The sequence below is a fragment of the Amphritea sp. 1_MG-2023 genome (assembly GCF_030547545.1).
GTDB lineage: Bacteria > Pseudomonadota > Gammaproteobacteria > Pseudomonadales > Balneatricaceae > Amphritea.
The window spans coordinates 1-13,182 of the sequence record NZ_JAUOQE010000045.1; the positions used below are offsets into that span (position 1 = coordinate 1).

General features: G+C 43.1%; 11 protein-coding genes. 9 read left to right on the forward strand and 2 right to left on the reverse strand.

Annotated features, from left to right (window positions below; all coding sequences use genetic code 11):
* The first annotated feature begins 427 nt into the window (after positions 1–427).
* Together Q4488_RS17265 and Q4488_RS17270 are read left to right on the forward strand one after the other, a co-directional pair.
* Positions 428–1,435, forward strand: coding sequence for an NAD-dependent epimerase (locus Q4488_RS17265; protein WP_303581751.1), 1,008 nt, complete (start codon positions 428–430; stop codon positions 1,433–1,435).
* Positions 1,436–2,020: 585 nt separating this feature from the next.
* Positions 2,021–3,376 carry an MBL fold metallo-hydrolase RNA specificity domain-containing protein gene (locus Q4488_RS17270; RefSeq protein WP_303581731.1) on the forward strand — a complete coding sequence of 452 codons (1,356 nt, stop codon included), beginning with the start codon at positions 2,021–2,023 and terminating at the stop codon, positions 3,374–3,376.
* A gap of 422 nt (positions 3,377–3,798) precedes the next feature.
* Here the strand turns inward: Q4488_RS17270 and Q4488_RS17275 are convergent, their stop codons facing one another.
* Together Q4488_RS17275 and Q4488_RS17280 are read right to left on the reverse strand one after the other, a co-directional pair.
* Positions 3,799–5,133, reverse strand: a complete 1,335-nt coding sequence (locus tag Q4488_RS17275; protein ID WP_303581732.1) for an O-antigen ligase — start codon at positions 5,131–5,133, stop codon at positions 3,799–3,801.
* 200 nt (positions 5,134–5,333) lie between these two features.
* Complete coding sequence (locus Q4488_RS17280) at positions 5,334–5,765, reverse strand: hypothetical protein (protein WP_303581733.1); 432 nt, start codon at positions 5,763–5,765, stop codon at positions 5,334–5,336.
* Between the two features lie 499 nt (positions 5,766–6,264).
* Between Q4488_RS17280 and Q4488_RS17285 the strand changes: the two genes are divergently transcribed.
* Genes Q4488_RS17285 through Q4488_RS17315 form a run of 7 tightly spaced genes read left to right on the forward strand, consistent with a single transcriptional unit; the run spans position 6,265 to position 13,174 of the window.
* The gene (locus Q4488_RS17285; RefSeq protein ID WP_303581734.1) at positions 6,265–7,701 is read left to right on the forward strand and encodes an undecaprenyl-phosphate glucose phosphotransferase; all 1,437 of its coding nucleotides are present in this window, start codon (positions 6,265–6,267) and stop codon (positions 7,699–7,701) included.
* 12 nt (positions 7,702–7,713) lie between these two features.
* Entirely contained in the window at positions 7,714–8,598 is an 885-nt protein-coding gene (rfbA, locus tag Q4488_RS17290; RefSeq protein ID WP_303581735.1) for a glucose-1-phosphate thymidylyltransferase RfbA, read from the forward strand.
* Positions 8,599–9,174: a dTDP-4-dehydrorhamnose 3,5-epimerase gene (gene rfbC / locus Q4488_RS17295; protein ID WP_303581736.1), complete on the forward strand. Its 576-nt coding sequence runs from the start codon at positions 8,599–8,601 to the stop codon at positions 9,172–9,174. It abuts the gene before it with no gap.
* Positions 9,167–10,060: a dTDP-4-dehydrorhamnose reductase gene (gene rfbD, locus Q4488_RS17300; RefSeq protein WP_303581737.1), complete on the forward strand. Its 894-nt coding sequence runs from the start codon at positions 9,167–9,169 to the stop codon at positions 10,058–10,060. Before rfbC ends, rfbD begins: the two co-directional genes overlap by 8 nt.
* Positions 10,060–11,145, forward strand: coding sequence for a dTDP-glucose 4,6-dehydratase (rfbB, locus tag Q4488_RS17305; RefSeq protein WP_303581738.1), 1,086 nt, complete (start codon positions 10,060–10,062; stop codon positions 11,143–11,145). The genes rfbD and rfbB overlap by 1 nt, the downstream gene beginning before the upstream one ends.
* Positions 11,146–11,165: 20 nt before the next feature.
* Positions 11,166–12,440, forward strand: a complete 1,275-nt coding sequence (locus tag Q4488_RS17310; protein ID WP_303581739.1) for a flippase — start codon at positions 11,166–11,168, stop codon at positions 12,438–12,440.
* An 8-nt stretch (positions 12,441–12,448) separates the two neighbouring features.
* Positions 12,449–13,174: a sulfotransferase family 2 domain-containing protein gene (locus tag Q4488_RS17315; protein ID WP_303581740.1), complete on the forward strand. Its 726-nt coding sequence runs from the start codon at positions 12,449–12,451 to the stop codon at positions 13,172–13,174.
* Positions 13,175–13,182 lie beyond the last annotated feature (8 nt).

The following is a 13,182-nucleotide window of genomic DNA, read 5'->3' on the forward strand; positions in this document are numbered from 1 at the left end:
CGATGGTTTTGTTTTGTGGTTTAGTCGCGACGGGGGCGTCGCTCGCTACAATGATACGATATGATGTTTGTTTGTGGTTCAATCGCGATGGGGGTGGTTTTTGTGTAGGAGGCGTGCCCTCACGCCGATGGTTTTGTTTTGTGGTTTAGTCGCGACGGGGGCGTCGCTCGCTACAATGATACGATATGATGTTTGTTTGTGGGTTTATCGTGGCGGGGTGATGTTTTGTAGGAGGCGTGCCCTCACGCCGATAAGCTTTTGTTGGTGGTTTGGTTAATCGCGACGAGATATAAACGGTTTAAAACACCGTAGGGTGTCGGTGAGCCTTGCGAACCGCACCAGATATTCAATCGCAACGGTATGATGTTTTTGTAAGCGGCATGCTAGCGTCGGTCGTTACAAGATATAAATTAATAGGATTCATATGATGAAATTAACTTATCTGGTCACCGGTGCTGCCGGTTTTATCGGCAACTTTGTCTCAGAACGTCTGTGTCAGGCGGGTCATAAAGTCATTGGCCTGGATAACCTGAATGATTATTATGATCCTACCCTGAAAGATGCTCGTCTGAAGCGACTTGATGCTTATCCCGAGTTTAGCTTTGTTAATCTCGATTTAGCCGACCGTGAAGGTGTGGAACAGTTATTTGCCAACAGCGGCTTCGATCGCGTGATACATCTTGCGGCACAAGCGGGCGTGCGTTACTCATTGGAAAATCCGTTTGCCTATGTCGACTCTAACCTCACCGGCATGATGACCATTTTGGAAGGTTGTCGGCAAAATGATGTTAAGCACCTCGTCTATGCATCGTCTTCATCGGTGTATGGTATGAATACCAAAATGCCATTTTCCACTGCAGATGAAGTGAATCATCCCGTTTCACTCTATGCGGCCACCAAAAAATCCAATGAATTGATGGCCCATAGCTATTCCCATCTGTACGGCATTCCAACCACCGGCTTACGCTTCTTTACCGTGTATGGTCCATGGGGACGTCCTGATATGGCACCGTTCCTGTTTACCAGCGCTATCTTGGAAGATCGGCCAATAAAGGTATTTAATCACGGTAAAATGTTACGTGATTTCACCTATATCGATGACATCGTCGAAGGTGTTATCCGTATTCAAGATGTTATCCCGCTGGTGGATGAAAACAATCCAAGAACCAGCCCCGATAGCAGTAGCGCACCTTATCGTATTTACAATATCGGTAACAACGAACCGATTGAACTCAGCCGTTTCATTGAGGCGATTGAGGCAGCAGCAGGTAAAAGCGCGATCAAGGAATACTTACCGATGCAGCCCGGTGATGTTCCAGCAACCTATGCCGATATCGATAGCCTACAACAAGCAACCGGTTTTAAACCCAGCACCACCATCGAAGATGGTATGCAGCGGTTTGTTGATTGGTACAAAGCCTATTACAACGCCTAAACACCAAAGCCCCGTAGAAGTCCCTTCCAGGGGCGTTGAATTACAATCAAACCATCGCCGCGCAATATATTGTAGCGAGGCACGCCGGCAAGGCACCCACAAATGCATGATTTTTGTAGCGAGGCACGCCCCCGTGCCGATAACCGAATATCGGCAAAGGCGAACAATCGCCACGCAACACCTTGTAGCGAGGCACGCCCCGTGCCGATAACCGAATATCGGCAAAAGGCAAACATCATCGGCGTGAGGGCACGCCTCCTACAAACAGGTTATCATTGTAGCGAGGCACGCTAGCATGCCCTTTGGGTACCCGTGCCGATAACCCCATATCGGCAAAAAGGCAAACATCATCGGCGTGAGGGCACGCCTCCCACAAATGCATGATTTTTGTAGCGAGGCACGCTAGCATGCCCTTTGGGTACCTCGTGCCGATAACCCCATATCGACAAAAGACGAACCTTATCGGCGTGAGGGCACGCCTCCTACAAAAACACCATACCATCATAATAAAAATCACCCGCTATAATAATTGGGTGACGGTTGTGCAATGTGATCGGTCACGATTGTTTAAACATGGAGGTTTCAATGATGGAAATAAAACATCACGGTGCGGTAACGGGGGTGACGGGTTCTTGTCACGAATTGGTTTTTGATAACAACGCGAGCGTATTGATCGATTGTGGCATGTTTCAGGGGGCTGAAAACGGTGGCACTGAATCGTCTAACCTACAACTCGACTTTCCCATCAATAAAGTTAAAGCGCTATTTGTAACGCATTGCCATATCGATCACGTTGGCCGTATTCCTTCGCTGATTGCCGCCGGATTTGATGGGCCTATCTATGCATCAAAAGCCACCACTAAACTACTGCCTCTAGTATTAGAAGATGCGTTAAAAATCGGCGAGACCCGTAACAAGAAGTTGATTGCGCAATTTTTGCAATTCATAGAGGCACGTTTACAGCCGCTCGATTATCAACAATGGTACGACATTGACGCGGTAAAAGGGTTTCGGTGTCGTTATAAACCGGCGGGGCATATATTGGGCTCGGCTTATATCGAGTTTTCATATAATAATGAGATTATCCTGTTTTCTGGTGATCTAGGCGCGCCTTATGCGCCATTATTACCCGCCCCCAAAGCGCCTTGGCGAGCAGATCGGTTGGTGATTGAAAGCACTTACGGCGATAAAGTGCATGAAAATCGTCGCAACCGCCGTCGACAACTCGAAGCAATTATTCGTCATTGTCTTGAAGATGCCGGCACCGTGCTGATACCCGCGTTCAGTATCGGTAGAACACAAGAATTGTTATATGAACTTGAAGATATTATCCATCGACAGAAAGGCACGGATTGGTCGACTATCAATGTCATCGTGGATTCACCACTGGCGGCTAAATTTACCGCTCATTACCGGCAGCTTAGTGATCTTTGGGATGCTGAAGCGAAAAGTCGCAAGGGCAGGGGGCGACATCCATTGGCATTCGATCAGCTAACAACCATCGATTCACATCGCCAACATCAAAAATTGGTGAATTATCTGAAAAGTAGCGGTCAGCCAGCGATTGTCATTGCGGCCAGCGGTATGTGCGCGGGTGGTCGCATTGTTAACTACCTTAAAGCGCTATTGAGTGATCCCCGTACAGATGTGTTGTTTGTTGGTTATCAGGCTAAAGGAACGCCCGGCAGCGATATTCAACGCTATGGCCCGATCGGTGGTTATGTTTACCTTGATGATGAAAAAATCGATATCAAAGCGGGAGTACATACCCTGAGTGGCTATTCCGCCCATGCCGATCAAAAAGATTTAGTCAATTTTGTAAAAAGGATGCGTCACAAACCGAAAGAGATACGCATCGTCCATGGCGATCCAGAAGCGAAACAAACATTAAAAGTTAAGCTAAAAGCCATCTGCCCAGCAGCCAATATCATTATCCCGTGAGGTGCGGGAAAGCATGAACCATGCCGTCGCGATTAACCAAACCACCAACAAAACATCATCGGCGTGAGGGCACGCCTCCTACAAACGCATGATTTTTGTAGCGAGGCACGCCGGTAAGGCACCCACAAATGCATGATTTTTGTAGCGAGGCACGCTAGCATGCCCTTTGGGTACCCGTGTCGATAACCGAATATCGGCAAAAGGCAAACCATCGTCGCGCAATACATTGTAGCGAGGCACGTCTCGTGCCGATAACCCAATATCGGCAAAAGGCGAACATCATCGGCGTGAGGGCACGCCTCCTACAAACGGAATTATCGTTGTAGCGAGGCACGCTAGCATGCCCTTTGGCTACCTCATCGCGACTAAACCACAAAACAACATCATCGGCATACCTGCACGCCTTCTACACCGCTAATACCCTAACTTCGCCTTTTTTTGTTGCTTTTCATATGCAGGGCCACCTGACCTAGGGCCAGAATCACCATGAAGGTGGCGGCATTGGCGGGGATTTGTAGATTAAAATCCACCGTGGAATGAATAGCTAAGGCGATAATCGCCATGGTTGAGCTAAAGGCGATGCCGCGCATCAATGGTTTTTTACGTTTTATTTGTGCGCGTATGGCGGAGATAAACACCCATAGCACGGCTAATAATAAACATCCTGTTACTACCACACCATAATCACTGGCAAATTCGAAATAATCATTATGGGTATGATCATAAAAGCCTCTGCCGACATCCTGCTCTCGATAAGCGGGGAAAAGGGTATAAAAACTGCCAGCACCACTGCCGGTTAATAGATTATCTTGAATAGCCTCAAGGGTGTAAGTGTTAGCTTCATCGCGGGTTTCAGATGTTTCAGCGGTATTTTCTAATCGCTGCACCACTTTTTCGACACCAAAGAAGGTGCCCACCACAAATAGATCGATAATAATGAGGCTGCTAATCAAAATAATAGTGGCCTTGGTCGATCGCTTACTCAGTATTAAGGCTAATACACCGGCAATGGCGAGGCTGGCAAAAAAAGCGGTGTTACCCATACGGGAGTGAGTCATGACTAGTCCCGCCACCATCATCACCAAAATAATCCGTAAACGGGCCTTGTTGCCGAGTAAGGTCGTCAGTGTACGGCGGATGAAATCGCGTAAATTAGCAGAGCGGCTGCCATCAAGAGTGGCGATCATCAGGCCAATACCCACCGCTAAGGTGAGTTCAAGGTAGCCCGCTAAGTGATTACGATTAACAAAGGTGCCGGTAGCTAGGTTGAGATAATGCTCCTTCGGTACAAAGAATAGATATTCAATTCCGGTGAGGGTCATCATGCTGCCATAAACGGCTTGGAATAAACCGCTGCCCACTAAGGTAAAGCCAAGCAATTTGATGCGGCGCTGACTCCTCACCAACAGTGTGGTTAATGTGAACATCCCAACAAGTGCAAAGCCTAGCAAGGCATCCTGTAAGGTGTTGGCGCAGTCAATGGTGATATCGAGTAGTAGTTGCCAGAGCGCCCAGAGGGGAGCCGTCAGTAATAAGCAGATGACTGGTAAGCTGTTCAGGAAAGTCTTACTCAGAGAGAGTTTTTCGCGGGTATACAGCGATAACCACCAAGCCGATAAAGCAAATACCAAAATGCAGAGCAGGCTGATCGCCCAAGCCTTATTACTGCCCAGCGGCAAAGGAATCCACACAAGAAGTGCCAAAAAGGCATAAAAAAGGGGCGTATCTGCTTGATGCGATACCGATAAATTGCTCAACGGTTATATCCTTAGCGAACTGACCTTAGGGGTGAAATTAAGAGATCAAGGCTTTAATTAAATTGAACTGAATATTACCGATTAAATGGTTGTTTTGAAACCAAAATGGCTGAAAAAGGCATCAAAACCAAAATATTGGCGAGTGAATAAATAGCAGATATAAAAAAAGCGCCGTTAAGCGCTTTTTCAATAATATAAAATTAAGAATTGGGGCTAGTACCGCCGCCAGAACCGCTGCTAACGGTTGTTGGCGCTGGAGGTGAACCTGTAGTGCCAGGCGTTGAGCCTTGGCTAGCAGGGGCAACCGATGCAAGACTAACGCCCGCTGTTTGTGCGGCACTAGCAACAACGCTCGCAGGCACATTGGCATTGTTAGCGGCGGTGCCAACAGCAGCCAGAGCCGCCTCGTTACCAGCATAGATGCTCATTGCCGCAGCTAGAATAGCCTGCTGCTGTTCTGCATCTGCACCATTCAGCATACCTTCAATCGCAGCGGCAATCTCTTCCGCAGATTCTGCACCGGCTTCTTGAATAGCTGCTTGAACTTGTTGAGTGGTTGCTTCGTCGGCGGCGAAGGCAGGGGCGAGAGGTAACAACATCCCTGCTACAACACCAATAAGTAGCTTGCGCATATAGCGTTCTCCTTGAGTTGGTCCAGAGACCATCAGTATTATTAAGTTAGAGTATTAGTTGATTCTAGCAACCGTGCTAGATAGATGTAAACAATATTTGCTGTTGCACGCCAAAAAATAGTACTATATTTCGCTGTTTTTGTTGCGATGCGGTATGCTCATCAACTTAAGTGTCGTAAGTTACATAAGTAGGGTAAGTTAGTCATCAATTGAGTTGAGTAAGTTAGTCATCAATTGGTCATAGAGGCGAGGTAGTATACAGCGGCTTATTCTGTACCGACGGTCTGCCAATTGCTCAATACAGCAACGCAGGCAACTAATGTAAGCCCGAAAAGATAAGCTCAGTAACTAAGCCCAGTAACTAAGCTCAGTAAAATAAGTACCGATGTAAAAACATAAGAAGAGCATAAGCACTGCAGATGTTAGCAAGTGCCATCGCAGATAGCATATCCGCGATAGAATGGACGATGAGGACTCAGATGGAGAGGTTGTTTTAAGCATGAATAGCAGTTTTAAGCCACATAGTGCGGCAAATGATCAACGACAACTACTGAGTCAAAATGAGTCACTGACGTTTTTAATTCAGCACTGTGCCGATCTATTCATTGTCTGTGGCAGTCTATTTTTCTTTACCTATCTAAAATTGGGCGAAATTCCAACTAATTACCGCTTGCTGGCGGTGTTAGCGTTGCTGGGTGTCTGGATTATCTACCGTCGCGGCCGAGTCTATCGTCGCTCGATGGGGTTGTATGGTAGTGCTTGGCGCTTATTCAAAGCTTGGTTCAATGTACTGCTGTTATTGGCGTTGATTGGTTTCGTTACCAAGAGTGGCGAGTCATTTTCTCGGGAAGTATTAATTCAATGGGCGATAGCCGGTTATGTGCTGCAGTTGCTCAGTATGAGTGTGCTACGAGCGCTGTATAAGCATTATAAAGTACGCTTTTCCCACGAAATCCCCTCATTAGTAATTGGTACCGGTGATCTCGCCACACAACTGGTGGATAACCTCAATAATAATAGCTGGCTGCCAGATAGGGTGGTGGGCTTTGTTAAAGCCGATGACCTGCCCATCGATTATGATGACGCGCTGGCGTTACCGCTGCCACTATTCGGTAGTGCCGAAAACCTACGACAACTAATCAAAGATTATAGTATTCGACGCCTCTATCTGGCTCTGCCGGTGGCTGATTCCGATATCATTGAAGCCTTGCATATCGATCTACTCGATATGAATGTCGATGTTATCTGGGTACCGGATATCTTCGGTCTGAAACTACTAAATCACTCGGTGCGTGAAGTGGCGGGGATGCCCCTGATCACCCTCAATGAAAGCCCGATGACCTCTCGGCGTATTCATATTTTGCTTAAGTGTTTGATGGATAAAGTACTGTCCGCCTGTGCGTTGGTGGCCTTTAGCCCGTTGATGCTGGTGATTGCCATCTTGATCAAGCGTGAATCGGAAGGCCCGGTGTTTTTCAAGCAAGACCGGCATGGCCTAGATGGCAGAATCATCAAGGTATGGAAGTTCCGTAGCATGCGCCTCCATGATGACGCCGAAGTTAAACAGGCGACCAAAGGGGATTCTCGGGTCACTAAAATTGGTGCCTTTATCCGCCGTACCTCCATCGATGAGCTGCCACAATTTATCAATGTATTGCAAGGCACCATGTCGCTGGTTGGTCCAAGGCCCCATGCCGTGGCCCATAACAATTATTATTCCGATAAAGTGAATGCTTATCTGGCCCGGCACCGTATAAAACCAGGTATTACCGGCTTGGCGCAGGTAAGTGGCTATCGTGGTGAAACCGAAACGGTGGATAAAATGGCTAAGCGCGTTGAGTATGATTTAGCATATATTAATAAGTGGTCCTTAGGATTGGATATTAAAATTTTGCTTAAGACACCGTTGAGTTTACTTAGTAAAGATATTTATTAAAGGTATGTAAAGATGAAAGGTGTTATTTTAGCTGGTGGATCTGGTACAAGGTTGTACCCAATTACAAAAGGCGTCTCTAAACAGCTTGTTCCTATTTACGATAAACCAATGATCTATTATCCGCTCTCTGTTTTGATGTTAGCAGGGATTTCGGAAGTTCTTATTATAACCACTCCTGAAGAACAGAGCTCTTTTCAGCGGTTATTAGGCGATGGTTCAGATATTGGGATGCAATTTGAATACGTGATTCAGCCATCTCCTGATGGGCTTGCTCAGGCTTTTATTCTAGGCGAAGAATTTATTGGGGATGATGATGTATGCTTAATTCTTGGAGATAATATCTATTATGGTCATGACCTAGCTAAGATATTGGCTAATGCGGTTAAAAATTCTGCAAAAGATTCTAAAGCAACAGTCTTTGGTTATCATGTTAGCGATCCAGAACGTTATGGAGTTGCTGAGTTTGATAGTAGCGGGAGGGTTATATCGATTGAAGAAAAGCCGAAGAAGCCAAAATCAAGCTATGCAGTGACAGGGCTCTACTTTTATCCGAACGATGTTATTGAAAAAGCAAAAGATGTTAGGCCCTCACATCGAGGAGAGCTCGAGATTACTTCTGTGAATCAAATGTACCTAGAAGAAGGTCGATTAAAGCTGGAAACAATGGGCCGAGGTTTTGCGTGGTTAGATACTGGTACTCATGAAAGCCTGCTTGAAGCTTCTTCATATATTGAAACCATTGAAAAACGCCAAGGTTTAAAAGTCGCTTGTATTGAAGAGATTGCTTTTGAGATGGGGTATATAGACAAAAATCAGCTCATTGAACTTGCACAGCCTTTGAAGAAAAACCAATATGGGCAGTATTTACTACGCCGGGCCGAGGGAGGCGTGTTGTAAATGGAGTTTATCAAACAACATTTACCTGAAGTCATCCTAATCAAGCCAAGAGTATTTGGTGATGTTCGAGGGTATTTTGTCGAAACCTTCCGCCAAGATAAATTTGAAGAAGCAGTTGGTTATCAAGTTAACTTTTGCCAAGACAATGAATCTAATTCTTCCAAAGGTGTTCTACGAGGTCTGCACTTTCAACTGCCTCCTTATGCCCAAAGTAAACTAGTCCGAGTGATTGAAGGCAAGGTACTGGATGTAGCGGTGGATATTCGTGTCGGCAGCCCAACTTATGGCGAATACGTGACCGCAGAGCTTAGTGCTGAAAACAAACATCAACTGTTTATTCCCCGTGGTTTTGCACACGCCTTTGTCGTATTGAGTGATACTGCTATTTTCGCCTATAAAGTCGATAACTACTATGCACCTGATCATGATCGAGGTTTGGTATTTGACGACCCTGATCTCAATATCGACTGGCAACTCCCTTGCGATTTATTACAGTTATCGGAAAAAGATCAAAAGCAACCTAAGCTGGCGGAACTGCCAATCTGTTTTGAATACGGTGTGAACTACTATGAGTAACAAGGTGTTAGTCACCGGTGCTAAAGGGCAGTTAGGTCAAAGTATTCATGATTTGCATGGTTATTACTCAGATTTTGATTTTGTATTTACGGATGTGCATGGCTTGGATTTGTCTGATACAAACCAGATCAAAAACTTTCTTTCTCAGAACTCGTTCAATGTGGTCATTAACTGTGCTGCTTATACGGCGGTGGACGAGGCCGAATCTGATCAAGAACTGGCCGAACAAATCAATCACTTAGCAGTTAAAACTTTAGCAGAGGTTGCAAAAGAACAAAATATCACGCTGATTCACATTAGCACTGATTACGTCTTTGATGGCCAAAATTACAGGCCTTATCAAGAACAAGATACTACAGCCCCTCGAGGAGTTTACGGTGCTACCAAGCTTAAAGGCGAACAAGCTTTCAGTAACATAAACCCTAACGGCTGTATGATTCGTACCAGTTGGGTCTATTCAGAGCACGGTAATAATTTTGTAAAAACGATGTTGCGTCTTGGCAAAGAACGAGAAAAACTCGGGGTGATTTTCGATCAAGTAGGTACACCAACCTATGCTCAAGACTTAGCTAGAGCAATTTTAGTAATTATCTCAAATGATGACCATGCCGCGATATTAGAATCCTCACAAGCAGAAGATAAGGTCTTTCATTTTTCCAATGAAGGGGTGTGTAGCTGGTACGACTTTGCCAAAACTATTTTTGAACTCAGTAATATCGACTGTCGAGTCAATCCGATTCAGACTAAAGACTACCCAACACCGGCAAGTCGCCCCCACTATAGTGTGATGAACAAACATAAGATTAAATACACGTTTGATTTGAGTATTCCATACTGGAAAGACTCTCTTCAAAAGTGCCTCAGTATTTTGAAGGACCAAAACTAATGAACTCAAAAACAATTATTGTCACCGGTGGAGCCGGGTTTATTGGATCTGCGGTGGTGAGAGAGTTGATCAATCATACAAAACATAAAGTCATTAATCTGGATAAGCTGACCTATGCAGGTAATCTGGAGTCTCTAAAAGAGGTAGATCACTCTGATCGTTATACCTTTGAGCAAGTTGATATCTGTGATGCACAGGAAGTCAAAAGAGTATTTAATCAGTATCAACCCGATATTATGATGCACCTGGCAGCAGAATCACATGTTGACCGTTCGATTGATGGCCCAGGAGAGTTCATTCAAACCAATATTGTGGGAACCTACACATTACTTGATCAAGCAAGGTATTACTGGTCTCAGCTGGATGGTGATAAAAAAGCCGGTTTCCGTTTTCACCATATCTCCACGGATGAAGTTTATGGAGACCTGCCTCATCCAGATGAAGTCAGTGCTGAAGAGCAAAACCCCCTGCCGATGTTTACTGAAGAAACGCCCTATGAGCCAAGCTCGCCGTATTCTGCCTCCAAGGGCGGGAGCGATCACTTAGTACGTGCCTGGTTGAGAACCTATGGCCTTCCAACGCTGGTGACCAATTGTTCAAACAACTATGGTCCTTATCACTTTCCAGAAAAGCTTATTCCACTCGTGATTTTGAATGCATTAGAGGGTAAAGATTTACCTATTTACGGTAAAGGCAATCAAATCCGTGATTGGTTGTTTGTGGAAGATCACGCAAGAGCTTTAATCAAAGTGGCGACTGAAGGTAAAATAGGGGAAACCTACAATATTGGTGGCCATAACGAGAAACAGAATATTGATGTTGTTAAAACTATCTGCTTAATTTTGGATCAGCTTCGACCGAAAGAGTCGAAATACGACGAACAGATCACTTATGTTACAGATCGTCCTGGTCACGATATGCGTTATGCGATTGATGCCAGTAAGATTCAAAGAGAGTTAGGCTGGTCACCACAAGAAACCTTTGAATCTGGCATCAGAAAAACGGTTCAGTGGTATTTAGATAATAAAAAATGGTGTCAGTATGTACAGGATGGAACTTATCAAAGAGAAAGAATAGGAGCTTAAGATTGGGAGTAGATAACTAAGTGGAAATCAAAAGCTTACTAAAAAAAGGATTTTGGACGCTTCTTGCCAGAATAATTGGGGCGATATTGGTGTTTGTAATGACCCTTCTATTTGCTAGATGGCTTGGCCCTGAAGATTTTGGACTGTTTTCATTAGGTCTAACCATAATGACTATTATGGCAGTCATTGCTCGCTGGGGTACAGATCAAGTTTTATTGAAACAGGTAGGCGCACACTATGAGTTGGATCCTGTAATTGCCAATAGTTATGTTAGAAAATCTATCAAGCTTATTATAATATTAAGTTTAATTTTTACTATTATCACAACAATCTTTCATGAAGAATTATCCATTTTCATTTTCAATAAGCCTGAATTCTCATATCCTTTATTATGGTTTGGGCTGTTGTTAGGTATATTTTCATTAAACTATGCACTTGGTGAAGCCTTGAAAGGTATTGGGAAAACAGTATTAGCTAGCTATCTTCAAAACGCACTTGCTATCTTACTTACTATCACAATATCAATGATTCTGTTTTTAATAGAAAAGGTAAACCTAATCAACTTAATACAAGCTCTTTTTTTGGGAACAATAATAGCTTTTTTAGTCACAATCATAATGTGGAGCAGACAATCTTTAAAAGGTTCTAGTAAAGAAATAACTGTTTTTTCAATTTTTAAAGAAGGTTATCCAATGCTATTAATCAGCTCTGGGGCCCTAGTTATGGCTTGGACAGATACCTTGGTTCTCGGAATTTTAGCTACTTCAGAAGAAATAGGTATTTACACTGTAGCAACAAAAATAGCATTAATTTCATCTTTGTTATTATTTGCAATGAATTCTATTACAGCACCTAAATACGCAAAATTTTATAATGAAAGGAATTTTTATGAATTAAGAAGGCTTGCACAAAACTCGTCAAAAATATTATTACTGCTAATTTTTCCGCCAACATTATTGATATTAATCTTTCCTGAGGTTTTGCTTTCTTTATTTGGAGATGAATTTATTGTAGGTGTTAATGTTTTAATGATTCTTGCAGTAGGTCAATTTATAAATGTTGCTAGTGGTTCGGTCGGTTATATTTTAACGATGACGGACCATGAAAATGAAATGACGAAAATAATGATCATAACAGCATTGATTAACATAGTGCTAAGCATTGTACTAATTCATATTTACAGTTTTATTGGTGTCGCAGTAGCAACTGCTATGTCAGTTAGTATATGGAATATTTGGGCTGCAATAACTATAAAAAGTAAATTGGGTTTTTGGATTTATTCATATAAAAGTTAAGGTGATTTATGCCGTATTTTGAAAAAAACAAGATACTTTTTATTCATATACCTAAAAATGCGGGTATGTTTATTGAGAAAAGTCTTGGTATACCATCAGAGATTGTTCATTATAGAAAACCGACGGATCCTTTAAGCTGGCATAAAAAGTTAAGAAACAGTTTTAAAAAAATTACTGGAATTGAAAAAAAGAAATCAGAGTCAGTTGCTTTAGAGAAAGCATTATTACATGGACAGTTTGGCGGTCCATATACATATCAACATGCTTCCTTACAAGAAATTATTGACTACCGAATGTTGCCTTTAAAAACTTTGGAAGATTCAAAAATTCTATCAATCCATAGAAATCCCTTCTCAAGAACATTGTCTATTTATCATTACTGGGGGTTTCATCGAAAAATGAATTTTGATAATTTTTGCAAAGATGTAGTTGCAAAGCCTGAACAATATTTGGATAATTTCGGTCTCTTAATGCACCTTAGACCCCAAACTTCATATATTAAAAATTCAGGTTCCTTTGAAAATAAGGTGGAGTGGGTATGTTTTGAAAATTTAGAACAAGAGTTTTCTAACTTTTCTACAAGACATTCCATTCATGTGGATGGTACTGGAATGGCTAATAAAATTAACGTATCAAATAAATCAAAAATCCATATATCTAAAACTGCACAGGAAATAATAAAAGAGATTTACCGTGAAGATTTTATTTGCTTTGATTATTCGGACAGATTGTAAAATTAATA

Coding starts and splice junctions, on each gene's coding strand:
- Q4488_RS17265 (WP_303581751.1), top strand. CDS start 428: ATGAAATTAACTTATCTGGTCACCGGTGCTGCCGGTTTTATCGGCAAC.
- Q4488_RS17270 (WP_303581731.1), top strand. CDS start 2,021: ATGATGGAAATAAAACATCACGGTGCGGTAACGGGGGTGACGGGTTCT.
- Q4488_RS17280 (WP_303581733.1), bottom strand. CDS start 5,765: ATGCGCAAGCTACTTATTGGTGTTGTAGCAGGGATGTTGTTACCTCTC.
- Q4488_RS17285 (WP_303581734.1), top strand. CDS start 6,265: ATGAATAGCAGTTTTAAGCCACATAGTGCGGCAAATGATCAACGACAA.
- rfbA (WP_303581735.1), top strand. CDS start 7,714: ATGAAAGGTGTTATTTTAGCTGGTGGATCTGGTACAAGGTTGTACCCA.
- rfbC (WP_303581736.1), top strand. CDS start 8,599: ATGGAGTTTATCAAACAACATTTACCTGAAGTCATCCTAATCAAGCCA.
- rfbD (WP_303581737.1), top strand. CDS start 9,167: ATGAGTAACAAGGTGTTAGTCACCGGTGCTAAAGGGCAGTTAGGTCAA.
- rfbB (WP_303581738.1), top strand. CDS start 10,060: ATGAACTCAAAAACAATTATTGTCACCGGTGGAGCCGGGTTTATTGGA.
- Q4488_RS17315 (WP_303581740.1), top strand. CDS start 12,449: ATGCCGTATTTTGAAAAAAACAAGATACTTTTTATTCATATACCTAAA.